General features: G+C 73.1%; 19 protein-coding genes and 1 pseudogene. 10 read left to right on the top strand and 10 right to left on the bottom strand.

All coding sequences use genetic code 11. The annotated features are described in order from the left end of the window. Positions 1–48 precede the first annotated feature (48 nt). Entirely contained in the window at positions 49–471 is a 423-nt protein-coding gene (gene ndk, locus MRQ36_RS06395) for a nucleoside-diphosphate kinase (protein WP_242793759.1), read from the top strand. 51 nt (positions 472–522) lie between these two features. Here the strand turns inward: ndk and sigJ are convergent, their stop codons facing one another. The 7 genes from sigJ to MRQ36_RS06360 form a co-directional block, all read right to left on the bottom strand. Then, entirely contained in the window at positions 523–1,407 is an 885-nt protein-coding gene (gene sigJ, locus MRQ36_RS06390) for an RNA polymerase sigma factor SigJ (protein ID WP_242793757.1), read from the bottom strand. Then, positions 1,404–1,844 (bottom strand): carboxymuconolactone decarboxylase family protein, encoded by a 441-nt coding sequence (locus tag MRQ36_RS06385; protein ID WP_242800875.1) that lies wholly within the window; start codon positions 1,842–1,844, stop codon positions 1,404–1,406. Before MRQ36_RS06385 ends, sigJ begins: the two co-directional genes overlap by 4 nt. Before the next feature lie 206 nt (positions 1,845–2,050). After that, a complete protein-coding gene (locus tag MRQ36_RS06380) occupies positions 2,051–2,839 on the bottom strand; it encodes an ABC transporter permease (RefSeq protein WP_242793755.1) in 789 nt (262 codons plus the stop codon). A 10-nt stretch (positions 2,840–2,849) separates the two neighbouring features. After that, positions 2,850–3,620: an ABC transporter permease gene (locus tag MRQ36_RS06375; protein ID WP_242793753.1), complete on the bottom strand. Its 771-nt coding sequence runs from the start codon at positions 3,618–3,620 to the stop codon at positions 2,850–2,852. After that, complete coding sequence (locus MRQ36_RS06370) at positions 3,617–4,627, bottom strand: ABC transporter ATP-binding protein (protein WP_242793751.1); 1,011 nt, start codon at positions 4,625–4,627, stop codon at positions 3,617–3,619. The genes MRQ36_RS06375 and MRQ36_RS06370 overlap by 4 nt, the downstream gene beginning before the upstream one ends. Before the next feature lie 60 nt (positions 4,628–4,687). Next, positions 4,688–5,698, bottom strand: coding sequence for an ArsR family transcriptional regulator (locus tag MRQ36_RS33845; protein WP_308194784.1), 1,011 nt, complete (start codon positions 5,696–5,698; stop codon positions 4,688–4,690). Positions 5,699–5,707: 9 nt separating this feature from the next. Further along, complete coding sequence (locus MRQ36_RS06360) at positions 5,708–6,622, bottom strand: NAD(P)-dependent oxidoreductase (protein WP_242793749.1); 915 nt, start codon at positions 6,620–6,622, stop codon at positions 5,708–5,710. Positions 6,623–7,041: 419 nt separating this feature from the next. Between MRQ36_RS06360 and ileS the strand changes: the two genes are divergently transcribed. Together ileS and MRQ36_RS06350 are read left to right on the top strand one after the other, a co-directional pair. Continuing rightward, on the top strand, positions 7,042–10,188 hold the full coding sequence (gene ileS, locus MRQ36_RS06355; protein WP_242793747.1) for an isoleucine--tRNA ligase: 3,147 nt from the start codon (positions 7,042–7,044) through the stop codon (positions 10,186–10,188). Between the two features lie 134 nt (positions 10,189–10,322). Then, entirely contained in the window at positions 10,323–11,021 is a 699-nt protein-coding gene (locus tag MRQ36_RS06350) for a 1-acyl-sn-glycerol-3-phosphate acyltransferase (protein ID WP_242793744.1), read from the top strand. A gap of 42 nt (positions 11,022–11,063) precedes the next feature. On the opposite strand, the gene MRQ36_RS06345 is transcribed toward MRQ36_RS06350, so the two are convergent. Together MRQ36_RS06345 and MRQ36_RS06340 are read right to left on the bottom strand one after the other, a co-directional pair. Further along, positions 11,064–12,533 carry a cryptochrome/photolyase family protein gene (locus MRQ36_RS06345; RefSeq protein WP_242793742.1) on the bottom strand — a complete coding sequence of 490 codons (1,470 nt, stop codon included), beginning with the start codon at positions 12,531–12,533 and terminating at the stop codon, positions 11,064–11,066. A 50-nt stretch (positions 12,534–12,583) separates the two neighbouring features. Further along, positions 12,584–13,792: a hypothetical protein gene (locus tag MRQ36_RS06340; protein ID WP_242793740.1), complete on the bottom strand. Its 1,209-nt coding sequence runs from the start codon at positions 13,790–13,792 to the stop codon at positions 12,584–12,586. A 595-nt stretch (positions 13,793–14,387) separates the two neighbouring features. Between MRQ36_RS06340 and MRQ36_RS06335 the strand changes: the two genes are divergently transcribed. The 7 genes and pseudogenes from MRQ36_RS06335 to MRQ36_RS06305 all read left to right on the top strand — a co-directional run bounded on the left by MRQ36_RS06335 (position 14,388) and on the right by MRQ36_RS06305 (position 23,509). Then, positions 14,388–16,373 carry a TIGR03960 family B12-binding radical SAM protein gene (locus tag MRQ36_RS06335; protein ID WP_242793738.1) on the top strand — a complete coding sequence of 662 codons (1,986 nt, stop codon included), beginning with the start codon at positions 14,388–14,390 and terminating at the stop codon, positions 16,371–16,373. A gap of 197 nt (positions 16,374–16,570) precedes the next feature. Beyond that, entirely contained in the window at positions 16,571–17,290 is a 720-nt protein-coding gene (locus tag MRQ36_RS06330) for a TIGR03936 family radical SAM-associated protein (RefSeq protein WP_308194963.1), read from the top strand. 131 nt (positions 17,291–17,421) lie between these two features. Further along, positions 17,422–20,504 (top strand): annotated as a pseudogene (locus MRQ36_RS06325) (Rne/Rng family ribonuclease). A 339-nt stretch (positions 20,505–20,843) separates the two neighbouring features. Then, on the top strand, positions 20,844–21,158 hold the full coding sequence (gene rplU / locus MRQ36_RS06320) for a 50S ribosomal protein L21 (RefSeq protein ID WP_067312477.1): 315 nt from the start codon (positions 20,844–20,846) through the stop codon (positions 21,156–21,158). Between the two features lie 11 nt (positions 21,159–21,169). After that, positions 21,170–21,424: a 50S ribosomal protein L27 gene (gene rpmA, locus MRQ36_RS06315; RefSeq protein ID WP_088972745.1), complete on the top strand. Its 255-nt coding sequence runs from the start codon at positions 21,170–21,172 to the stop codon at positions 21,422–21,424. Positions 21,425–21,513: 89 nt separating this feature from the next. Next, positions 21,514–22,989, top strand: coding sequence for a GTPase ObgE (gene obgE, locus MRQ36_RS06310; protein WP_242793736.1), 1,476 nt, complete (start codon positions 21,514–21,516; stop codon positions 22,987–22,989). Positions 22,990–23,059: 70 nt separating this feature from the next. Next, the gene (locus MRQ36_RS06305) at positions 23,060–23,509 is read left to right on the top strand and encodes a GNAT family N-acetyltransferase (protein ID WP_242793734.1); all 450 of its coding nucleotides are present in this window, start codon (positions 23,060–23,062) and stop codon (positions 23,507–23,509) included. Positions 23,510–23,531: 22 nt separating this feature from the next. On the opposite strand, the gene MRQ36_RS06300 is transcribed toward MRQ36_RS06305, so the two are convergent. Then, positions 23,532–24,191: a DUF6766 family protein gene (locus tag MRQ36_RS06300; RefSeq protein ID WP_242793732.1), complete on the bottom strand. Its 660-nt coding sequence runs from the start codon at positions 24,189–24,191 to the stop codon at positions 23,532–23,534. Positions 24,192–24,204: the final 13 nt, after the last annotated feature.

Genomic DNA, 24,204 nt, shown 5'->3' with positions numbered 1-24,204 from the left:
CTGACCGTACCCAGCCCGACCGCCTTGTGCGCACAGGAGGAACCCAGCGTGTCCAACAGCCCGGACGAGCGCACGCTCGTACTGATCAAGCCCGACGCGGTCCGCCGTGGCCTGGTCGGCGAGATCCTCGCCCGTTTCGAGCGCAAGGGCCTACGGATCGACGCGCTGGTGACCCGGACGATGGACGGCGACTTCGCCGACCAGCACTACGCCGAGCACGTGGACAAGCCGTTCTACCCGCCGCTGAAGGCCTTCATGACCGGTGGTCCGCTGGTCGCCCTGGTGCTCTCCGGCGACCAGGTGATCGAGGTGGTCCGGGGCATGATCGGCAGCACCGACGGGCGGAAGGCCGCCGCCGGCACCATCCGTGGCGACTTCTCCCTGTCGAACCGGGAGAACCTGGTGCACGCCTCCGACTCGACCGACAGCGCCAAGCGCGAGATCGCCCTCTGGTTCCCTGAGCTGGGCTGACGTCCGGATCGACGGCCCCGGCCCCGTGGTGGGGCCGGGGCCGTCTGGCGTTCAGCCCGGGACCCGGGTCAGCTTGTCGGGGTTGCCGACCAGGTAGAGGCCGGTGATCCGGCCGTCGGCGGCGGCGACGCCGAGCGTGTAGCGGACGCCGGTCGGCCAGGTCAGCAGCAGCGCCGGCGCGCCGTTGAGCTCGATCGGCGTGGCGTGCACCCCGGGCCGGCGGCGGCCGTACACCCCGGCGAAGAAGCGGGCCACCCGGTCCGCGCCGGACAGCGGGTTACGCGCCGCGCGGACCCGGCCGCCACCGTCGGACCAGGCGGTGGCGTCGGCCGCGAGCAGACCGGTCAGCCGCGCCAGGTCGCCGTCGCACGCGGCGGCCACGAAGGAGTCGAGCAACCGCCGCTGCTCGTCCGGCCCCGCCGTGAAACGCCGCCGGTCGTCCGCGATCCGGGCCGCCGCCCGGTGGTGCAGTTGGCGGCAGTCCGGCACGGACCGGCCGAGCAGGTCGGCGATCTCGGCGTACGGCAGGGCGAAGGCGGTGTGCAGCACGTACACCGCCCGCTCCGGCGGGGTGAGCCGTTCCAGCAGGTGCAGCAGCGCGGTGGAGACCGTCTCGCGCAGCTCGACGGTGTCCAGCGGACCGAACGGTGACGGCCCGGTGGGCACCGGCTCGGGCAGCCACGGGCCGACGTACGTCTCCCGGGCCGCCTGCCGGGCGCGCAGCCGGTCCAGGGCCAGCCGGGTCACCACCCGGGACAGGTAGCGGCGCGGCTCGGCGACCGCGTCCCGGTCGACGTCGAGCCAGCGCAGGTAAGCCTCCTGGAGCACGTCCTCGGCGTCGTGCAGGCTGCCCAGCAGCCGGTACGCCAGCCCGAGCAGCATCGGCCGGTGCGCGGTGAGCGCCCCGGCCGCCTGCGCCGCCCCGGCCCGGCTCACCCTTCGGTCGGCGGCTCGGTCCGGCTGGTGACCGCGATCCGGTTCCATACGTTGATTGTCGCGATGGCGACGACCAGGTCGGCGAGTTCCTTCTCCGACCAGACCTTCGCCGCGGCGTCCCACACCTCGTCGGGCACGCCGTGCTCGCCGAGCCGGGTCACCGCGTCGGTGAGCGCCAGCGCGGCGCGTTCCCGCTCGTCGAAGAAGGGCGCCTCCCGCCAGGCGGCGACGGCGAAGAGCCGCCGGCTCGACTCGCCGGCCGTCAGCGCCTCCCGGCTGTGCATGTCCACGCAGAACGCGCAGCCGTTGAGCATCGACGCCCGCAGCTTCACCAGTTCCAGCACGGTGTGGTCCAGGTTCGCCCGGACGTACCGCTCCAGCCCCAGCACCGCCCGGTAGCCCTCCGGTGCGACCGCCGCCATGTCGATCCGACCCATGACCGTCTCCCTCTCCTCGTCGTCGTCCACCCACACGACGCCCACCCCACCCCCCAACGTGACACCCCCCGCCATGACCCGCGTCACACCCCACCCCTCCCCCCTTCGCTCCGGTGATCATGGAGTTGACGGCGATGTCGATCTCCCTGACTGCCGCCAACCCCATGATCACCGGGAGGGGGGAGGGGTGGGAGAGGGGGGTGGGGTTAGAGGGTGTCTAGGGAGGCTCGGCGGCGGCTCTCGGCTTCGAAGAGCTTCAGGAGGAGGGCGGCCAGGAGCGCGTACGCGAGGCCGACGGCGAGTTCGGCGGCGAGTGCCGGGGCGGCGGCGGTGAAGCCCTCGCCGGCGACCAGGCGGCGGGCGGCCCGGGCCGAGTGGGTGATCGGCAGCAGGTCGCCCACCATCCGCATCCAGCCCGGCAGGCCGGCGGCCGGCACGTTGACCCCGGTGAGCAGGAGCAGCAGCGCCACCGAGACGTTCGAGACCACCCACACGTCCCGGAAGCGCAGCCCGAGGGCACCCAGGGTCAGGCCAAAGAAGCCGCAGGACAGCGCCCCCACCGCCAGGGTGAGCAGCAGGCCGGGCAGGACCGTGACCGGCATCCGCAGACCGAGCAGCAGCGAGCCGATGGTCAGCGTGCTGGCCGCGATCAGCAGGCCGTTGCCGGCGTACGGAAGGACCCGGCCGAGGAAGACGGCGGTGCGGCTGCGCGGCGAGAGCAGCACGTGCCCGAGGGTGCCGTAGCGCCGCTCGTTGGCGACCGCCATGGTGCCGCCGAAGACGCAGGACAGCGAGGCGGCGAGCACCGCGTTGCCGACGATGTAGAACCGGTCGTCGGCGACGCCGAGCTGCCGGCCCAGGTAGGCGAAGAAGAGCAGCTGGAAGATCGGGCCGACCAGCAGCGAGCCGACGAACATCGCCGGGGTGGTCCAGTTGAACAGGGCCCGGTAGGCGATCACGCCGCCCACACCGATCAGCCGCAGGAGTGCCGTCATCGTCGTCTCCTCAGGCCAGGGCGAGGGTCGCCGCGGCGCGGGCCCGTCGCTCGACGTGGGTCATCATCAGCGCGCCGACCACCAGGCAGCCGAGGCTGATCGCCAGGCAGATGCCGAGGGAGGGCCAGACCGGCCCACCGGTGGCCGCCTCGCGGACCGCGCGGGCGCCCCAGGTGGTGGGCAGCGCGGCGGCGATCGGGCCGGTCCAGCCGGGCAGCACGGTCAGCGGCACGAGCATCCCGGAGACCAGCCAGATCGGGTATTCGAGGGTGTTGGTCAGCGCGTTGGCGTTGCGCATCAGCACGAACGTGGAGGCCAGCAGGAGGCCGAACATGCCGAGGCCGAGCACGCAGCCGGGGACCGCGACCAGGAAGAGCAGCGGGTGCGCGAACTCCAACGGGATGCCGTAGAGCAGCCGGCCCCAGAGCAGCGTGGCGAGCATGGCGTACGTGCCGGTGAGCGCGGTGGCCAGGGTGATCGGCAGGATGACCAGGGCGGGCGGACGCGGCGCCAGCATGATCATCTCCAGGGTGCCCTGCCAGCGTTGCCCCTGGATCGCGCCGCCGGAGCCGAAGAGCACCGACGACCAGACCCCCATCAGGCCCGCGCCGACCGCCGCCTCCAGCAGGCGGCCCGGCTCGCCGCCGGCCCGGAACAGATAGACCGCCAGGGTGGCCTGCACCACCGGCACGATCAGCGCGGTGGCGATCTCGAACGGCGACCGGCTGAGCTGCTTGGCGTGCAGCAGCGCGCCGACCGCGAGCATCCGCAGCGTCCTCACGCGGCCACCGCCTCGACCGGTCGGGGCGCCGCGGCGACCCGGTTCACGATCGCCACGTACGCGTCCTCCAGCGTCGGCTGCCGGGCGGTGACCCGGCCCAGCCGGACCCCGTCCAGCGCTCGCAGCACGTCCGCCTGCACGTCCACCCCCGCGTCGGACTGCACGGTCACCGTCTGCGCCGCCCCGCTCACCGTCACGCTCGCCTCCCGCACCCCCGGCAGGGCGTGGATGACGGCGAGCCGGTCGTCGCTCACCCCGTACGCCTCGACCTCCAGCACCTGCCGGCCGTCGGCGTGGTGGCGCAGCTGCGCCGGGGTGCCCAGCGCCTGGATGGTGCCACCGGCGATCACCGCGATCCGGTCGCAGAGCTCGTCCGCTTCGGCCATGTAGTGGGTGGTCAGCAGGACGGTGGTGCCGGTGGCGGCCAGCCCGGCGACGGTCTGCCGCAGCTCCCGGGCGGCCACCGGGTCCACCCCGATCGACGGCTCGTCGAGGAAGAGCACCCGGGGCCGGTGCAGCAGACCCCGGGCGATGTGCAGCCGCTGCCGCATGCCCCGCGAATAGCCCTCGACCCGCTCGTCCTCCCGGCCGTCGAGCCGGACCAGCTCCAGCAGCTCGGCGATCCGCCGCTTCTGCTCGCGGCCGGGCACCCCGTACAGCTCGGCGAAGTAGCGCAGGTTGTCCCGGGCGGAGAGCCGGTCGTAGAGGCCCCGGTCGCCGCCGAAGACGTACCCGATCCGCCGGCGGACCTCCCGGGTCTCGGCGACCACGTCGTGGCCGCAGATCCGGGCGGTGCCGGCGGTCGGGATGAGCAGCGTGTTCAGCAGCTTGATGGTGGTGGTCTTGCCCGCGCCGTTCGGTCCGAGCAGGCCGAACAGCTCCCCGTTGCCGACCGTCAGGTCGACGCCGCGGACCGCTTCCACCTCCCGGCGCTGGGGTCGTAACCATCCCGTCCGGCTGCGATAGGTCCGCCGCAGCCCGGCCGCCTCGATCGCGTACTCGCTCATGCCGGTGAATCTAGGGAGCCGGGGCGGGGCGGGGAAACGAATTCGGTGTGGGCCGAATCCTCAGGCCGAGGCGGTGGCCGGGTCCGCGCCGATCAGCGCGACCAGCGCCAGGCCGGCCGGTTCGAGGCCGTACAGCACCCGTCGGCCGACCCGGCGGCGGTGCACCACGCCGGCGGTCGCCAGCGCGGTCAGGTGTTCCGAGACGGTGCTCGGGGCGAGTCCCAGGGTGGCGGCCAGCCCGGCGGTGGTCGCCGGCCGGGTCAGCGCCCGCAGCACCTGGGCCCGGCCCCGCCCGACGAGGACGGCCAGCCGGTCGGTGTCCGGCCCGGCCGGGGCGGGGGCGCCCTCCGCGAGCAGCACCGCCCCGCGCGCCTGGTAGGAGACCGCGACGACCTCCGGATGGTCCGTGGAGCAGGTCAACGCGCCCCGCGAGAAGATCAGCGGGATCAGCAGCAACCGCTGGTCCACCGCCCGGAAGCTCTGCTCCAGCGGCTTGACCAGGGTCAGCACCGGCCGCTCCCAGCGCACCCGTTCGTGCAGATCGGCCAGGAGGGCGTCCGGTCCGTCGGCGGCGAGCGCCCGGGCCCGGTGCAGCACCTCCTCGTCCAGCGCCGCCCGCATCGCCGGCCACCAGGGCGCGATGGCCGCGTCCCAGTACGCCTGGATCCCGTCCGCGAGCCGGTTCAGCGCGGCGTGCCGGTCGGCGACGAACGGGCGGAGCCAGTCGGGCAGGTCGTCCGGGTCGTGGTAGCGGGGAATCTGCTCGGCGATCACCTCGGCGGGGGTCGCGCGCAGCACGGCCAGCTCCTCGCCCAGGGTGGGGGCCGCCGACGGCGGGACCGGGGTGAGGAAGTCCGGCGCGCGGGCGGCGGCGGTGAGCACCCGGACCGGTGCCGGGTCCGGCAGGTCGGCCAGCACCCGTCGGGCGTGCCGGGCCCAGCCGGTGTACGGCCAGGGCACCTCCCCGGGGTGCCGCTTCAGCAGGTAGAGGCTGGTCAGCACCTCCCAGAGCGGGCTGGTGGCGATCCGGGTACGGGCCAGCGTCGGCTCGTCCAACTCGATCCGGATCACCCCGGCAGCCTAGCCGCGGGCCGCTGCGGCGACGCCCTCCCGGTAGCTCGGGTAGGCCGGCCGCCAGTCCAGCTCCGTCCTCGCCTTCGCGGTGGCGACCCGCAGGTTCGTCTCCACCGCGGTGGTCACCACGTACGGGGCGGCGAGGCGGAGCAGCCAGGCCGGCAGCCGCCGGGGCGGGGGAGCGCCCAACGCCCCGGCCAGGGCGGTGAACACCTCGGCCAGGGTGGCCGGCTCGTCGTCGGCGACGTTGTACGCCTGACCGGCCCGCCCGTGCTCCAGCGCCGCCACGGTGGCCGCCGCCGCGTCCTCGACGTGCACCCAGGGCAGCACGCCACCGTCGGTCACCGGCAGCCGGCGCTTCATCAGCCGCGGCCGGAGTCGGGCGGTGTCCCCGCCGTAGAACAGGCCGTAGCGCAGGGCGATGCCGTGCGGGGCGGTGAACGCCTGCTGCTCGGTGGCGCGCATCGCGGCCAGGTGCGGGTCGACCTTCGTGCCCTGCGGCTCGCCGAACGGGTCGGTCTCGGTGAGCACCCGGTCGCCGTGGTCCCGGTAGCCGTAGCCGAGCACGATCGACTGGGTGAGGAACCGCCGCGCGCCGACCACCTCGGCGGCGGCCAGCAGGTTCGCGGTGCCCTCGACGCGCAGCCGGTTGGTCTGCGCCATGCCGGCGTGCCGGGTGGGGGTGCGGGCCAGCGCGGTCAGCTCGTGCACCACCGCGTCGGCGGCCAGCCCGTCGACCGCCCGCAGCAGCGCGGACCGGTCCATCGCGTCGGCGACCACCGGCCGGACACCCCGGTCGGCCAGCGCCCGGGACCGGCCCGGGTCGCGGGTCAGGCCGTACACCTCGTGGCCGTGCTCGCGCAGCCGCCGGGTCAGGGGTACGCCGATCGCGCCGCCGGCGCCGGCCACCAGAACTCTCACCGTTACCTCCCGATCCGGTCCTGCACTGCTGCTGCCTCAACGAGGACGGGGACGAGGCGGGCACTGTGACGACCGGGTTGTCAACAGGGGGCCCCTCCTCTACCGGAGGCGTTAACAGGGGGCCCCTCCTTGCGCCGATACTCGGGGGCGGCGCACCCGCCGGGTCGAGTACGCTTGACGGCACAGGCGACGACCCGGCCATCACCGGTGAGCCTCCGGAAGAACAGCCGGGTGACCGGCCCAGTAGAACCGGACGGGACGGCCCGTCACAGCCGACCAACGAGCGGGCGGCCGCACCTCGACCGCCAAGCGGGGTGGTACCGCGGGCCTGACCCCGGGTACGCCGGAGACGGCGTACCGGAAAAGGCTCGTCCTCGCAGACCACAGATGAGTGAGCTGCGCGAGGAGAGCGACCCCCGATGGCCTATCCGTTGCACGACCCGACCGCCGCCGGTGTCCCGGCGAGCCCGGACCTGCCCGCGGTCGAGCGCCGGGTGCTGGAGCACTGGACGGCCGACAAGACCTTCGAGGCGTCCGTCGAGGCGCGGCCGACCGGCGAGAACGGCAAGAACGAGTACGTCTTCTACGACGGCCCGCCCTTCGCCAACGGCCTGCCGCACTACGGCCACCTCTTCACCGGGTACGTGAAGGACGTCGTCCCGCGCTACCAGACCATGCGCGGCAAGCACGTCGAGCGGCGCTTCGGCTGGGACTGCCACGGCCTGCCCGCCGAGGTGGTCGCCGAGAAGCAGCTCGGCATCACCAGCAAGGCGGAGATCCTCGATCTGGGCGTGGCCCGGTTCAACGACGCCTGCCGCGCCTCGGTGCTGGAGTTCACCCAGGACTGGGAGCGGTACGTCACCCGGCAGGCCCGCTGGGTCGACTTCGCCAACGACTACAAGACGCTCGACCTGGACTACATGGAAAGCGTCATGTGGGCCTTCCGGACCCTGCACGACAAGGGCCTGGTCTACGAGGGCTTCCGGGTGCTGGCGTACTGCTGGCGGTGCGAGACGCCGCTGTCGAACACCGAGACCCGGATGGACGACGTCTACCGGGACCGGCACGACCCCACCCTGTCGGTGTGGTTCGGGCTGACCGCCGACGAGAGCGCCCCCGAGCTGCTGCGCGGGCCGGTCAAGCTGGGCGTCTGGACCACCACGCCGTGGACCCTGCCGTCCAACCTGGCGCTCGCCGTCGGCCCCGACATCGAGTACGCGGTGCTGGAGCGCGACGGCGACCGCTACGTCGTGGGCGCCGCGCGGCTGGCCGCGTACGCCAAGGAGCTGGAGGGGTACGAGCAGGTCGGCAGCGTGTACGGCCGCGACCTGGTCGGGCGCCGCTACACCCCGCTCTACGACTTCCTGGTCGAGCAGGCCGGCGAGAACGCCTACCAGGTGCTCGGGGCGGACTTCGTCACCACCGAGGACGGCACCGGGATCGTGCACCTGGCCCCGGCCTTCGGCGAGGACGACCAGAACGTCTGCAACGCCGCCGGCATCCCCACCGTCGTCACGGTGGACGACCACACCCGGTTCACCGCGCTCGTCCCGCCCTACCAGGGCGAGCAGGTCTTCGACGTCAACAAGCCGGTGATCCGGGAACTCAAGGAGCGGGGGGTGGTGCTCAAGCAGGACACCTACACCCACTCCTACCCGCACTGCTGGCGCTGCGACACCCCGCTGGTCTACAAGGCGGTGTCGTCGTGGTTCGTCGCGGTGACGAAGTTCCGGGACCGGATGGTCGAGCTGAACCAGCAGATCAACTGGACGCCGGGGCACATCAAGGACGGCTCGTTCGGCAAGTGGCTGGCCAACGCCCGGGACTGGTCGATCAGCCGGAACCGGTTCTGGGGCTCGCCGATCCCGGTGTGGAAGTCCGACGACCCGACCTACCCCCGGGTCGACGTGTACGGCTCGCTGGAGCAGATCGAGCAGGACTTCGGCGTACGCCTGACCGACCTGCACCGGCCGGCGGTCGACGACCTGGTCCGCCCCAACCCGGACGACCCGACGGGGAAGTCGATGATGCGCCGGGTGCCGGAGGTGCTGGACTGCTGGTTCGAGTCCGGCTCGATGCCGTTCGCCCAGGTGCACTACCCGTTCGAGAACGCCGACTGGTTCGAGCACCACTACCCGGGCGACTTCATCGTCGAGTACATCGGACAGACCCGCGGCTGGTTCTACACCATGCACGTGCTGGCCACCGCGCTGTTCGACCGGCCGGCGTTCCGCAACTGCCTCAGTCACGGCATCCTGCTCGGCTCCGACGGGCGCAAGATGTCCAAGAGCCTGCGCAACTACCCGGACGTCTACCACGTCTTCGACGCGTACGGCTCCGACGCGATGCGCTGGATGCTGATGTCGTCGCCGGTGCTGCGCGGCGGTGACATGGCGGTCACCGAGGCGGGCATCCGGGACGCGGTGCGTCAGGTGCTGCTGCCGCTGTGGAACGTCTGGTACTTCTTCTCCCTCTACGCCAACGCCGACGGCCACACCGCCCGTCGCCGCACCGACTCCACCCACCTGCTCGACCGGTACGTGCTGGCGAAGACGAACGAGCTGGTGGCGACGGTCGGCGCGCAGATGGACGCGTACGACATCTCCGGGGCCTGCGCGACCGTCCGGTCCTACCTGGACGCGCTGACCAACTGGTACGTGCGCCGCTCCCGGGACCGGTTCTGGTCCGGCGACGCCGAGGCGTTCGACACCCTGTGGACGGTGCTGGAGACGCTCTGCCGGGTGGTGGCGCCGCTGGCGCCGCTGACCGCGGAGGAGATCTGGCGCGGCCTCACCGGCGAGCGGTCGGTGCACCTGACCGACTGGCCGTCCGCCGAGGAGTTCCCCGCCGACCATGCCCTGGTGGCCGCGATGGACGCCACCCGGGACGTCTGCTCGGCGGCCCTGTCGCTGCGCAAGGCGAAGGGCCTGCGGGTCCGGCTGCCGCTGTCGAAGCTGACCGTGGCCTCCCCGGTCGCCGACCAGCTCCGGCCCTTCGCCGACCTGGTCGCCGACGAGGTCAACGTGAAGACGGTGGAGTTCTCGCCGGAGGTGGCGAACTACTGCCAGCAGGTGCTGACGGTGGTGCCCCGGGCGCTCGGCCCGCGGGTCGGCAAGCAGGTGCAGCAGGTCATCAAGGCGGTCAAGGCGGGGGAGTGGGAACTCGTCGACGGCGCCCCGGTCGCCGCCGGGGTCACCCTCGCCGAGGGCGAGTACGAGCTGCGCCTGGTCGCCGCCGACGCCGAGCACTCCGCGCCGCTGCCCGGCGGTGAGGGCGTCGTCGTGCTGGACACCGAGGTCACTCCCGAACTGGCCGCCGAGGGGCTGGCCCGGGACGTGGTCCGGGTGGTGCAGCAGGCCCGCCGGGACGCCGACCTGGACGTGTCCGACCGGATCGTGGTGTCCGTGTCGGCGCCGGAGGAGGTCCGCGCGGCGGTGGCCGCGTACACCGACTTCGTGGCGCGGGAGGTGCTGGCCGACAGCATCGACTTCGTCGAGGGCGTCGAGGGCTTCGCCGGCGAGGTCGGCGACGGCGAACGGGTGACGGTCGCCGTCCGCCGGGTATGACGTCCTGATGGTGGTGGTCCGGCGGCGCTGCCGCCGCCGGACCACCCCACGGACGGTCGGCCACCCGATCGGCCGGAGGTGGAACCGTCCGCTACGGTGACACCGCCTGTTCACGTACGACCGCCGGAGGACCAGTGCCGCTGCTCTACACCATCGGCAAGCTCACCGTGGCGCCCGCGCTCCGGTTGGCGTTCCGGCCACGCGTGGAGGGGTTGGAGCACATTCCGGCGACCGGCGGCGCCATCTTCGCGGGCAACCATCTCTCCGTCGCCGACGAGTTGCTGCTCGGCACCGTCGTCCCCCGGCACCTGGCCTTCTGGGCCAAGTCGGAGTACTTCAAGGGCACCGGTGTGAAGGGCGCCTTCTCCAAGTTCGTCCTCACCGGGCTGGGCGCGATCCCAGTGGAGCGGGCCGGCGGCCGGGCCGCGCTGTCCGCGTTCGACGCCGCCATCCCGGTGCTGAAGGCCGGTGACCTGGTCGCCGTCTACCCGGAGGGGACCCGCTCGCCGGACGGCCGGCTCTACCGGGGGCGGACCGGCGCGGCCCGTCTGGCCGTGGCGGCCGGCGTGCCGATCATCCCGGTCGGCGTCACCGGCACCGACAAGGCGCAGCCGATCGGGACCCGGGTGCCCCGACCGGGCCGGGCCGAGATCAGCATCCGGTTCGGCAAGCCGCTGGACTTCACCGGCCGGTCCGACGACCGGACCTCGCTGCGCGAGATGACCGACGAGATGATGGCCGAGATCCAGCAACTCACCGGCCAGGAGTACGTGCCCCGCTACGCGCCGCCGCGCGCCCACCCACCGGTCGCGGGCGAGCCCGGCGCGGTCTGAACCGGCGGGCGGTAACGGGGGTGCCCCCGGCCGGCCCGCCCGTCACGGCGGGTCGCCGCCCCGGCGCTTCTCCTGGTCGACCACCGCATCGAGGTCGGCGAGGCGTTCCATCTGCTTCATGGTGCGCGCCATCCGGGCGTTGCCCGGGATGCGGTCGCGGTTGGCGGAGAGGAAGGCCCAGTAGCCGGCGGTGAACGGGCAGGCGTCCGGACCGACCCGCTTCTTCGGGTCGTACCGGCAGCCGCCGCAGTAGTCGCTCATCCGGTTGATGTACGCGCCGCCCGAGGCGTACGGCTTGGTGGTGATCCGGCCCAGGTCGGCGTACTGGCTCATGCCGACCACGTTCGCGGTCATCACCCACTCGTAGCCGTCCACGAACCGGGTGTGGAACCACTCGACCAGCTCGGACGGGCGGAAGCCGCGCTGCAGCGCGTAGTTGCCGAGCACCATCAGCCGGGGGATGTGGTGCACCCACGCCCGGTCGCGGACCCCGGCGAGCACGTCGGAGAGGCAGTGCGCGTCGACGGCGTCCGCGTCCAGGTCGTTCCACCAGGCCGGCAGGGACCGGCGGGCGCCCAGCTCGTTGCTGTTTCGCCAGCTTGGCTCGAAATACCAGTAGGTGTGCCAGATGTAGTCCCGCCAACCCATGATCTGCCGGACGAAGCCCTCCACGCTGGCCAGCGGCGCGCCCTGCTTCCGGTACGCCTGCTCCGCGCCGCGTACCGCCTCGGCGGGGTCGAGCAGGCCCAGGTTGAACGAGGACGACAGCATGCTGTGCGCCAGCCACGGGTCGGTCGAGAGCATCGCGTCCTCGTACGGGCCGAACGCGGCGAGCCGTTTGGCGAGGAAGTGCCGCAGCCGGGCCTTGGCCTCCTTGGCGGTGGCCGGGAACCGGCGCGGGCCGTCCCGCCCGACGAACCGGATCCCCTCCCGTTCCCACCGGTCGAGGTCGGCCCGGACCTCGGCGTCGATGTCGTCCTCCTTCGGCATCGGCGCGGCCGGCACGTCCAGCTTGCCGTCCTTCGGGGGCGGCTCGCGGTTCTCGGTGTCCAGGCTCCACCGGCCGCCGGCCGGCTCACCGCCGTCCATCAGCACCCCGTGGTGCTCCCGGGCGAACCGGTAGAACGCCTCCATCCGCAGTGCGCCCCGGCGCTGGTCCGCCCACTCGGCGAAGTCCTCGAGGCTGGTCAGGTAGCCCCGGGCCGGCAGCATGGTGACCCGGTCCAGGCCGGTGACGAACTTCAGCGCACGCCGCGAGGTCGGATGGCACACCTCCAGCGGCTCGCGGACCTTTCTCAGTGCCTGCCCGTACGTCTCGGCGCGCAGGAAGATCGCCTGGTCGCCGAGCTCGGCGGCGCGGTGTCGTAGCGCCGAGAGGATCAGGTGGGCCTTCTGCCGGTGGTAGACACGCCGCCGGAAGACCGCCTTCGACTCGATCAGCAGGACCGGCTGCTTCCGGTCGTCGAGGAAGTGCGGCCCCAGCTGATCGGCGAAGAGCCAACGCCGCGACATGTTCCGATTGTGGCCGGCTGCCGGATCTTCCGCCAGGAAACCCGAAGACCTTACGCCTTCGGCGTGATGATCTGCTGGCGCAGCTCGTCGAGCAGCCGGCCGCTGTCGTCCACCGAGAGCCGGGTGAAGACGCCGGTGGCCAGGCTGCCGTGGTCGACCGAGGTGCAGACCACCACCGCGTCGCCGTCGGTCCGGCCGACCGCGCAGCGCTCGTAGCGGCCCCGGACCCCGGTCTCCACCGGCACCCCGGGTTCGAGCTGGTAGCGCTCCTGGAGGCGGGTCAGCTCGGCCTTCGCGTCCGACTCGGGGCTGAGCCGGATCCCGGTGCTGCCGAAGACGGTCACCAGCTTCCCCGTCGAGCTGCCGTAGACCCCGGCGAAGGTGTCCTCGGCGAGCAGGTTCTCCTGGCGTACCTCGGCCTCGAGCTGGCGGACGGTGGCCTGGCTCTGCGCGTCGTCGCGCAGTTGCAGGCCGGTGACCTCCTCCGGCAGCGCCGCGTTGACCGGGTACTGGGTGGAGTACGGCTGCGCCCACCACAGCGGCACGCCGCAGCAGCAGGCCACGGTGAGCAGCAGCACCCACGGCCAGCGCCGCCGGCGGCGGACCGGCACCGGGACGTACCCCCGGGGGGCCTGCCAGCCGGGCGGCGGTGTGGCCGGCGGTGGTGCCGTGGCGCGGCGCTGCTTCGGTGGCCGGACCGGCGCGGGCGGCGCCTGACGCGGCGGCGGCGACACCGGGCGCGCGGCCACGGGTGGGTGGCTGACGGGCGGGGGTGACACCGGGCGCGCCACCATCGGCGCCGGGCTGACCGGCGGGGCCGGCGGCCGGGCCGCGGGCGGACCCGGTGGCGGCAGGGCCGGCACCGGATAGGGGAGGGTGTGCGGCGTCGCCGGGTAGGGCAGCGTGGGCGGCAGTGCCGGGAAGTGGGCCGAGTTCAGCTCCCAGCCGCCGGTGTCGACGCCTGCCCACGGGTCCACCGGGACCTGGTGCTCCGGCGAGGCCGCCGGCGCAGGCGGGACCGGGGTCGGCTCGGCCGACTCGCCCCAGCCACGCCTGCGGGGCGGCGGGGGTGGCACGGGCGCGGACCCGCTCCACCGGGGCGCCGGCGGCTCCACCCGGGTCGGGTCGGGGTGGCCCTCGACCCGGGTCGGGTCGGGGCGGCCCTCCACCGGGCCGGGTCGGCTCTCCACCGGGTCGGGTCGGCTCTCCACCCGGGTGGGGTCCGGCCGGCCGGGGACCGGGGTCGGGCCGCCCTCCACGCGGGTGGGGTCGAGGCGGCCGGGGACCGGTGCCGAGCCGGTCGGCCGGGCTGGGACGGCGGCTGATCCCCGAGCCGGGGTCACCGGCGCAGCCGGCTCGGACTCGGGCGAAGTCGACTCGGCCTGGGGGGAGAGCGGCTCGGTCCCGGTGGAGGGCGTCTCGGGATCGGACTCGGCCGGCTCGGGTTCGGACTCGGGCGGCTCGGACTCCTCTGACTCGGCCGGCTCGGATTCGGCCGGCTCGGCCTCGGCCGGCTCGGGTTCGGACTCGGGCGAGGGCGGATCAAGATCGTCTGACGTTCCCGGCACTTCCGCCCGGCGTGTCGGTGCCGCGATGTGCAGACGATCAAGCGGCGTCGAGGGTCCGTCCGGCTCCGAGGCGGTGGGGGGTGCGGGGGGAGGAGGGGTGGGCTCGTCGGGGAGCGCCGGATCCCGTTCGTGGTCGGTGGGCGGGGTGCTCCCGTCGGCCGGCCGGTCTGCTCCCGGCTGCGGCTCCGGCATCGCGGCAATCTCCTCTCGCGCCGATCCGAGGTTAGTACCGACGCGCCACCGTCGCCGAACCCGCCCGCCGGGCGGGCGCGTACCCTTGGGCATCATGAGTGCCCCGTCCACGACGCCGCGCCCCGCCGCGGCCAATTCTGTGTGGCCCCGGCTGGAGCCGCTGCTGCCCCAGGTGACCAAGCCCATCCAGTACGTCGGTGGCGAGCTGGGCGCGGTGGTCAAGGACTGGGACGCGGCGGTCGTCCGCTGGGCGCTGATGTATCCCGACGCGTACGAGGTGGGGCTGCCCAACCAGGGCGTCCAGATCCTCTACGAGGTGCTCAACGAGCTGCCCGACGTGCTCGCCGAGCGGACGTACGCGGTCTGGCCCGACCTGGAGAAGCTGATGCGCGCCCACGGCGTGCCGCAGTTCACCGTCGACGCGCACCGCTCGGTCCGTGACTTCGACGTCTTCGGCGTCTCCTTCTCCACCGAGCTGGGCTACACCAACCTGCTCACCGCGATCGACCTGGCCGGCATCCCGCTGCTCGCCGCCGACCGCACCGAGGCCGACCCGGTGATCCTGGCCGGCGGGCACGCGGCCTTCAACCCGGAGCCGATCGCCGACTTCGTGGACGCCGCCGTGCTCGGCGACGGCGAGGAGGCGGTCCTGGAGATCACCACGATCGTCCGGGCGTGGAAGGCCGAGGGCTCCCCGGGCGGCCGGGACGAGCTGCTGCTGCGGCTGGCCCGCACCGAGAGCGTCTACGTCCCCCGCTTCTACGACGTGGACTACCTGCCCGACGGCCGGATCCAGCGGGTCGTGCCGAACCGCCCGGACGTGCCGTTCCGGGTGCACAAGCGCACGACGATGGACCTGGACGCCTGGCCGTACCCGAAGAAGCCCCTGGTCCCGCTCGCCGAGACGGTCCACGAGCGCTACGCGGTGGAGATCTTCCGCGGCTGCACCCGCGGCTGCCGGTTCTGCCAGGCCGGCATGATCACCCGTCCGGTCCGGGAGCGGTCGATCACCACGGTCGGGCAGATGGTCAAGGAGGGGCTGGAGTTCTCCGGCTTCCACGAGGTGGGCCTGCTGTCGCTGTCGTCCGCCGACCACTCCGAGATCGGCGACATGTGCTCCGGCCTCGCCGAGCAGTACGCCGGCACCAACGTCTCGCTGTCGCTGCCGTCGACCCGGGTGGACGCGTTCAACATCGACCTGGCGCAGGAGTTGTCCCGCAACGGGCGACGTACCGGTCTGACCTTCGCCCCGGAGGGCGGGTCGGAGCGGATCCGCAAGGTCATCAACAAGATGGTGTCGAAGGACGACCTCATCCGGACCGTGGTCACCGCGTACACCAACGGCTGGCGGCAGGTGAAGCTCTACTTCATGTGCGGCCTGCCCACCGAGACCGACGAGGACGTCCTCGAGATCGCCGACATGGCGCACGAGGTCATCCGTGCCGGTCGCGCCGCCACCGGCTCGAAGGACATCCGCTGCACGGTCTCCATCGGCGGGTTCGTGCCCAAGCCGCACACCCCGTTCCAGTGGGCCTCGATGGCCGACCCGGAGACCATCGACCGCCGGCTGAAGCTGCTCAAGCAGGCGATCAACTCGGACCGCTCGCTGGGTCGGGCGATCGGCTACCGCTATCACGACGGCGAGCCGTCGCTGATCGAGGGCCTGCTCAGCCGGGGCGACCGGCGGGTCGGCGCGGTGATCCGCAAGGTGTGGGAGAACGGCGGCCGGTTCGACGGCTGGAGCGAGCACTTCTCGTACCAGCGCTGGGTGGACGCCGCCGGCGAGGTGCTGCCGACCTTCGGCCTGGACCTCGACTGGTACACCACCCGGGAGCGCGACGAGCTGGAGGTCCTGCCCTGGGACCACCTGGACTCGGGCCTGGACAAGGACTGGCTCTGGCAGGACTGGCAGGACTCCCTGTCGGAGTACGAGCAGGACGACTGCCGGTGGACCCCGTGCTTCGACTGCGGCGTCTGCCCGTCCATGGACACCGAGATCCAGATCGGCCCCACCGGGAAGAAGCTGCTCCCGCTCACCCCGATCAACGGCCTGAAGGTGCCCACCGGCGCCCAGCAGTGACCGCACCGGAGCGGGCGGTCCGCGCGTCCCCGCGCGCCGCCCGCTCCGTCCGGTGATCATGAAGTTATCGTCTGCGGCACGGCGTGGCGCCGACGACAACTCCATGATCATCCGGTTCTGACCGAGCGAGGAGCACGACGATCAGCAAGAAACCACAGCCGGAGGGCGGGCAGGCGCCCGTCGTCCAGCGCGTCCGGATCCGGTACGCCAAGCGTGGGCCGCTGCGGTTCACCTCGCACCGGGACTTCGCCCGGGCCTTCGAGCGCGCGCTGCGCCGGGCCGGCGTACCGATCGCCTTCTCCCAGGGCTTCACCCCGCACCCCAAGATCTCGTACGCCTCCGCCGCACCCACCGGGGTGGCCAGCGAGGCGGAGTACCTGGAGATCGGGCTCCGCGAACCGGTCGACCCGGCGCAGTTACGGGTGGCGCTCGACGCGGCCCTCTCACCCGGCCTCGACGTGCTCGACGCCGTGGTGGCCGCCGGCGGCAACCTGCCGGACCGGATCGAGGCCTCGCACTGGCGGATCGAGCTGCCCGAGGTCGAGCCGGCCGTGCTGGACCGCGCGGTCGCCGCCTTCACCGCCGCCGACGAGATCCAGGTGGAGCGGATGACCAAGCAGGGGCGGCGCACCTTCGACGCCCGTGCCGCCGTCATCAGCATCGATGTCCTGCCGTCGGCCCAGACGCCTTCCGGGGCCCCGGCGGTGCCGTGTGCGATACTCGAACTGGTCGTGCGGCAGGTCACCCCGTCCGTACGGCCCGATGACGTCCTTTCCGGCCTCCGCGTGGTGGCCGACCTGGAGCCGCCGGTCTCCCCGAGGGTGACACGGCTGGCGCAGGGCACGTTGACCGCGCTGGGCGAGATCGTGGATCCGTTGGATGCGGATCGCGACGGGGCAGCCATCGGAGAACACTGACCGACGGTCAGTGTTCTGGCAGGCAGACTTCGGCGGTCGCGCTTCCGGCGCGCCCGGCGGAAACACTTTTGCGGCGACCCTGCGTGGCAGCGCTCACCCGCGCCCGGGGCAGCCAGAACTGGAGAACGTCCATGCTCGAGAACGAGCCCGAGGGCGGCGAACGGACCGGTTCCCAGCCGGCCGCCGACACCGCCGAGACCAGCACCGCCGGCACGCCCGAGACCGCGCCGCCGCCGCGCAAGCGGGCCAGCCGACGCCGGGTGGCCCCGCTCAACCAGCCGGAGCAGATCGACGCCCCGGCCGAGGCGTCCACCGCCGCCGGCTCGACCAGCGGCGAGGCACCCCAGGCGGAGGTGCTCGCGCCCATCGCCGGTGAGCTGGAATCCGCACCGAAGACCACCCGCCGACGCCGTAAGGCGACCACCGCCAAGGCGGCCGGGGAGCCGGTGCTCGCCGACGGCGCCGAGGAGACCACCGCGGAGGTGGTCCCGCCGGTCAAGGTGACCCGTACCCAGCGGAAGAAGGCCGTCCCGCCGGCCGCCGAGACCCCCGCCGAGGAGGCCCCCGTGGCCTTCGCGGGGCCGGGCACCGAGCCGCACGCGGTCGCCGAGCCGCAGGCCGACGCGGTGCCGGCCGAGGAGGTCGAAGAGACCGAGGAGACCGCGCCGGCCCCGGTCGAGCAGGTCGCCGGTGCGCCCACCCCGACCGCCGTCGGCGCCGCCGAGGTGCCGGCCGCCACCCCGACCCGGGAGGCGCCGGCCGCCGCCGGTACCGGTGAGGTCGCGCCCGGCGCGGCCGTGCCCGCCGAGGCCGAGCAGCCGGGCCGCGGACCCGCCGTCGCCGGCCCGCGCTCTCCGCGCCGACCGTGCTCTTCATGGCCCCGCAGCCAGACGAGGTGCCGGTCGTCCGGGCGACCACCCCGGCCGCGCCGGTGGTCGAGGAGTCGGCCGCCGAGGAACCGGTCGAGACCGGCCGGCGTCGCCGTCGGGGCCGCCGCGAGGCGGAGCCGGTCGAGGTCGAGGCCGAGGAGGAGCCCACCGCCGAGGCCGAGGAGAGCGCCGAGGCGGAGGACGAGGACGAGGACGAGACCGCCGCGGCCCGCCGCCGTCGGCGGCGCGGTCGTCGGGGCCGGGGCCGGGGCAAGGGCGGCGCGGACGACACCGAGGACGACGAGTCCGAGGAGCCCGTGGCGGCCGGTGCCGCCGAGACCGAGGCGGAGACCGAGGCCGAGGAGGCCGAGGAGGAGGGCGAGGGCGACGGGCTGACCCGCCGTCGTCGCCGCCGCCGTCGGCGGGGCGCCGGTGACGTCGAGGGGGGTGCCGACGACGGCGTACCCACCGTGGTGAAGATCCGTGAGCCGCGCCGGGCGGTCGACGAGGTGCAGGGCGTCTCGGGCTCGACCCGGCTGGAGGCCAAGCGGCAGCGCCGCCGGGACGGGCGCGAGCAGCGGCGTACCCGGCCGCCGATCCTGAGCGAGTCGGAGTTCCTGGCCCGCCGGGAGGCGGTCGACCGGGTGATGGCGGTCCGCCAGCGCGGCGACCGGACCCAGATCGCCGTCCTCGAGGACGGCGTGCTGGTCGAGCACTACGTCACCCGCAACTCATCCGGCACCATGGCCGGCAACGTCTATCTCGGCAAGGTGCAGAACGTGCTGCCGAGCATGGAGGCGGCGTTCGTCGACATCGGGCGCGGCCGTAACGCGGTGCTCTACGCCGGCGAGGTGAACTGGGACACCAGCGGCCTGGAGGGCCGGGCCCGCTCGATCGAGCAGGCCCTCAAGTCCGGCGACTCGGTGCTGGTGCAGGTCACCAAGGACCCGATCGGACACAAGGGTGCCCGGCTGACCAGCCACGTCGCGCTCTCCGGCCGGCACCTGGTCTATGTGCCCAACGGCAACGCCTCCGGCATCAGCCGGAAGCTGCCGGACACCGAGCGCAAGCGGCTGCGGGACGCGCTGAAGAAGCTGGTCCCGGACGGCGCCGGCGTGATCGTCCGGACCGCCGCCGAGGGGGCGAGCGAGGACGAGCTGGCCCGCGACGTCAAGCGGCTCCAGGCGCAGTGGGAGGACATCCAGGCCAAGGCGGCCGAGGGTGGTGCCCCGGTGCTGCTCTACGAGGAGCCGGACCTGGTCATCCGGGTGGTGCGGGACCTGTTCAACGAGGACTTCCGCGAGCTGGTGATCGAGGGCGACCAGTCGTACGACATGGTCGAGTCGTACCTGTCGCACGTCTCGCCGGACCTGGTGGAGCGGCTGCGCCGGCACGTCGGCGCGAACGACGTCTTCGCCGAGTACCGGATCGACGAGCAGATCCTCAAGGGGCTGGACCGCAAGGTCTTCCTCCCCTCGGGCGGCTCGCTGGTGATCGACCGGACCGAGGCGATGACGGTCATCGACGTCAACACCGGCAAGTACACCGGCTCCGGGGGCAACCTGGAGGAGACGGTCACCCGGAACAACCTGGAGGCGGCCGAGGAGATCGTGCGCCAGCTGCGGCTGCGCGACCTCGGCGGCATCGTGGTGATCGACTTCATCGACATGGTGCTGGAGTCGAACCGGGAACTGGTGCTGCGCCGGCTCACCGAGTGCCTGGGCCGGGACCGGACCAAGCACCAGGTCACCGAGATCACGTCGCTGGGCCTGGTGCAGATGACCCGTAAGCGGGTCGGCGCAGGCCTGCTGGAGTCGTTCAGCGAGACCTGCGAGTGCTGCAAGGGCCGCGGTCTGATCATCCACACCGAGCCGGTGCCGGAGAAGCCGCGAAACGGCGGCAACGCGGGGGAGAAGGTCAAGGCGGTCGCCTCGGCGGTCACCACCCCGCCGGCCGAGCCGAGCACCGCGTCGTCCCGGCGGCGGGCCCGCAAGGCGGCGCAGGTGCCGGAGCGGTCCGTGGCCGAGGTCACCGAGGCGCCCGAGGCCGAGCCGGCCGGGGTCGAGCCGGCCCGGGTGGAGCCGGCCCGGGTGGAGCCGGCCCGGGTCGAGGCGCCCCGGGTGCAGCCACCGACCGAGGCGGAATACCACGACACCATGGGGTACGACCTGTCCCGGTACGAGACCGAGACGTCGGTCGCCGACAGCCAGGAGGGCGACTCCGCCCGGCTGGCCGCCGCGGACGACCCGGACGCGCTCGGCGACGGCGAGGACGACGGTGCCGACGGCGGCAGCGGGCGGCGGCGTTCGCGCCGCGGTGGTGCCCGGCGGCGTACCCGCCCGTGAGGCGCTGACCAGCACGACGTGTGACAGGGCCCCGGCCCCGGCGACCGACCGGTGGCCGGGGCCCTGCCGTCGTCGCAGCACCCGGCCCCGCCCGTTCCGGGCGTCACCGGGCACCGCTGGGCCGGCGAGCAGGGCCGGGGCGGGGCTTCGACGGTGGGGCCGGTTTGGGGGCGGGCGGGTGCATGGCGTACTCTTTCCTGCGGCGCACTTTGGTGTGCCGAGTTCCCGCGTGCCCGCGCCGCCGGTGTCACTGCTACCCGGCGAGTTGCCGTGGGAACGACCGACCGGCAACGGTGGGAAAAGACGCTAGCAGCCTCAACGACAGGGAGTCCGCCTCCGATGTACGCGATCGTCAAGACCGGCGGCAAGCAGTACAAGGTCGCCGAGGGCGACGTGATCGAGGTCGAGAAGCTCACCGGTGCCCCCGGTGACGCGGTGAAGCTCACCGCGGTGCTCCTCGTCGACGGTGACGACCTGGTGACCGACGCGGCGAAGCTTGCCAAGGTCGCGGTGTCCGGCGAGATCGCCGCGCACACCAAGGGCCCGAAGATCCGGATCCACAAGTTCAAGAACAAGACCGGCTACCACAAGCGCCAGGGTCACCGCCAGCCGCTGACCCAGGTCAAGGTGACCGGCATCTCCAGCGGGAAGTAGGTCGTCCTCCAATGGCTCACAAAAAGGGTGCGTCCAGCTCGCGTAACGGTCGTGACTCCGCGGCCCAGCGACTCGGCGTGAAGCGCTTCGGTGGTCAGGTCGTCAGCGCGGGTGAGATCCTCATCCGTCAGCGTGGCACCAAGTTCCACCCCGGTGACCTGGTCGGCCGTGGCGGCGACGACACGCTGTTCGCGCTGGCCGCCGGCTCGGTCCAGTTCGGCACCAAGCGCGGTCGCAAGACCGTGAACATCGTGCCGCAGCAGTAGTTCTCTCGCGAAGCGGGCCGCGGACCTCGTGTCCCGGCCCGCTTCGTCTTTCCCCGTGCGGGGCGGACCCCGCTGGAAGGATTGGCGTCGTGACGACGTTCGTTGACCGGGTCGTCCTGCACATGCAGGCCGGCGACGGCGGGCACGGCTGTGTCTCCATCCACCGGGAGAAGTTCAAGCCGTTCGGCGGCCCCGACGGCGGCAACGGCGGGCACGGCGGCAGCGTCTCGCTCGTGGTCGACCCGCAGGTGACCACGCTGCTCGACTTCCACTTCCGCCCGCACCTGAAGGCCGAGAACGGCAAGGGCGGCGCGGGTTCGAACCGGGACGGGGCCAACGGCCACGATCTGGTCATCAAGGTGCCGAACGGCACCGTGGTGCAGACCCTCGACGGTGAGGTGCTGGCCGACCTGGTCGGCACGGGCACCACCTTCGAGGCGGCCCGGGGTGGGCGCGGCGGCCGGGGCAACGCCTCGCTGGCGAACGCCCGGCGCAAGGCCCCCGGCTTCGCCGAGCTGGGCGAGCCCGGCGACCGGCTCGACGTCGTGCTGGAGCTCAAGAGCGTCGCCGACGTCGGCCTGGTGGGCTTCCCGTCCGCCGGTAAGTCGTCGCTGATCTCGGTGATCTCCGCCGCCAAGCCGAAGATCGCCGACTACCCGTTCACCACCCTGGTGCCGAACCTCGGCGTGGTCCGGGTCGACAACCACACCTTCACCGTCGCCGACGTGCCCGGGCTGATCCCCGGCGCGGCCACCGGCAAGGGGCTCGGGCTGGAGTTCCTCCGCCACGTCGAGCGCTGCGCCGTGCTGGTGCACGTGGTCGACACCGCGACGCTGGAGCCCGGCCGCGACCCGCTGGCCGACATCGACACCATCGAGGCCGAGCTGTCCGAGTACGGCGGCCTCGCCGACCGCCCCCGGCTGGTCGCGCTCAACAAGGTCGACGTACCGGACGGGCAGGACCTCGCCGACATCGTCCGGCCGGACCTGGAGGCCCGCGGCTTCCGGGTCTTCGACGTCTCCGCGGCCACCCGCGAGGGGCTCAAGGAGCTCATGTACGCGATGGCGGAGCTGGTCGAGCAGGCCCGCAACGCCGCGCCGCCGGCCGAGCCGACCCGGATCGTGATCCGCCCGAAGGCGGTCGACGACGCCGGCTTCACCATCGTGGCCGAGCCGGACGGGTCGTACACGGTCAAGGGTGTGCGGCCGGAGCGCTGGGTGCGGCAGACGAACTTCGACAACGACGAGGCCGTCGGCTTCCTGGCCGACCGGCTGGCCCGGCTGGGCGTCGAGGAGAAGCTGGCCAAGGCCGGCGCGAACCCGGGCGACCTGGTCCGCATCGGCGAGCGGGAGTTCGACTGGCAGCCCACCCTCTATGCGGGCGTGGACTTCGTGCCGGGCAACCGGGGCACCGACGTCCGGCTGGAGGAGAAGTCCAACCGGCTCTCCGCGGCCGAGCGGCTGGCTGCCCGCAAGGCGCGCCGGCAGCGGCCGGAGGACGAGGCGCAGGCGGGCCCGGAGCAGGACGGCTTCGACGCCGACATGGACGACGACGACTGGGAATAGCCCCGCCCGGGTCGCGTCCGGGTCGCCGGTCGGAAACCTCGGTGAAATCCGCCGCGCCTACCGTGACGGAATGCTGATCGAGTCCCGTCCCGTCACGGATCCGGAGGTCGCCACCCTGGTCGGCGCCCAGCAGCGGGAGCTGCGCGCGGCGGACGGCGGGCTGGACGGCCAGGCGACGATCACCCACGACGACATCCGGTACCTGGTGGTGGTCGACGGCGGTCGGGCGGTCGCCTGCGGCGGCATCCAGGCGTTGGGCCGGGACACCGGCGAGCTGAAGCGGATGTACGTCCGCCCGGCGTACCGGGGGCGGGGCATCGCCCGGCAGTTGCTGACCGCCCTGGAGGAGTTGGCCTTCCAGCAGGGGCACCAGGTGGTGTGCCTGGAGACCGGGACGTACCTGCCGGCGGCGATCGGCCTGTACACCTCCGCCGGCTACCGGCCGATCCCGGTCTACGGCGAGTACGTCGACAATCCGTACAGCGTCTGCTTCGCCAAGCGCCTGCCGGTGGCGGCCTGAGTGACCCGCGGACCGGCCGGGGTCACGCGCCGGTCTCGGCGTGGGCGGCGGTGACCGGCTTCGACTCGGGGCTGGCGTGCTGGCGCAGCACGATGCTCAGCAGGATCAGCACGCCGACGGCGAGGAACTCGCTCTGCCAGTTCTGCATCGACTGGAACCAGAAGTCGCTGGTGCCGAGGAACTGCACGGCGCTGATCGGGGCGGCGCCACTGGACAACGCCTGCTCCTCGTTGTATTCCACCACGCCGCCGAGCAGGTGGCCGAGGAACGAGCCGGCGAAGATCATCAGCAGCGCGATGGAGAGGCTGTTGCGGTAGACGGCGAGGGGGAGCCCGCCGACGCGGACCGGCCACGGCGAGTCCGGCTTGGCCCGGCGCGGGTCGTCCTCGGGCCGGTCGGTCTGGTCCTCGGGCTTGGACTCGGCCGAGCCCTTCTGCACCAGGTACGCGGTGAGCAGCACGTAGCCGCCCATCTGGAGGAACTCCGACTCCCAGTTCTCGAAGACCGCCTCGGCGAAGTGCCCGGTGCCCAGGTACGCCCACCAGCTCAGCGGCGCCGCGCCGTACTGGGTGAGCTCCTCGTTGTGCACCTGCCAACCGAACACGCTCTGCAACAAGAGGAAGATCAGGAACGCGCCCAGCATGGCGACCGTCAGAGCGTTCTCCCGCAACCACCGTGGCATCGCAGGACCTCCT

The sequence above is a fragment of the Micromonospora sp. R77 genome (assembly GCF_022747945.1).
Lineage (GTDB): Bacteria > Actinomycetota > Actinomycetes > Mycobacteriales > Micromonosporaceae > Micromonospora.
The sequence above is the reverse complement of the archived record's forward strand: the minus strand, read 5'-3'. Positions and strand labels throughout refer to the sequence as shown.

Excerpts from the sequence above, each read along its gene's own strand:
- MRQ36_RS06300 (WP_242793732.1), bottom strand. The coding sequence starts at position 24,191 with ATGCCACGGTGGTTGCGGGAGAACGCTCTGACGGTCGCCATGCTGGGC.
- ileS (WP_242793747.1), top strand. The coding sequence starts at position 7,042 with ATGGCCTATCCGTTGCACGACCCGACCGCCGCCGGTGTCCCGGCGAGC.
- MRQ36_RS06335 (WP_242793738.1), top strand. The coding sequence starts at position 14,388 with ATGAGTGCCCCGTCCACGACGCCGCGCCCCGCCGCGGCCAATTCTGTG.
- MRQ36_RS06380 (WP_242793755.1), bottom strand. The coding sequence starts at position 2,839 with ATGACGGCACTCCTGCGGCTGATCGGTGTGGGCGGCGTGATCGCCTAC.
- MRQ36_RS06305 (WP_242793734.1), top strand. The coding sequence starts at position 23,060 with ATGCTGATCGAGTCCCGTCCCGTCACGGATCCGGAGGTCGCCACCCTG.
- rplU (WP_067312477.1), top strand. The coding sequence starts at position 20,844 with ATGTACGCGATCGTCAAGACCGGCGGCAAGCAGTACAAGGTCGCCGAG.
- MRQ36_RS06370 (WP_242793751.1), bottom strand. The coding sequence starts at position 4,627 with ATGAGCGAGTACGCGATCGAGGCGGCCGGGCTGCGGCGGACCTATCGC.
- MRQ36_RS06345 (WP_242793742.1), bottom strand. The coding sequence starts at position 12,533 with ATGTCGCGGCGTTGGCTCTTCGCCGATCAGCTGGGGCCGCACTTCCTC.
- rpmA (WP_088972745.1), top strand. The coding sequence starts at position 21,170 with ATGGCTCACAAAAAGGGTGCGTCCAGCTCGCGTAACGGTCGTGACTCC.
- MRQ36_RS06385 (WP_242800875.1), bottom strand. The coding sequence starts at position 1,844 with ATGGGTCGGATCGACATGGCGGCGGTCGCACCGGAGGGCTACCGGGCG.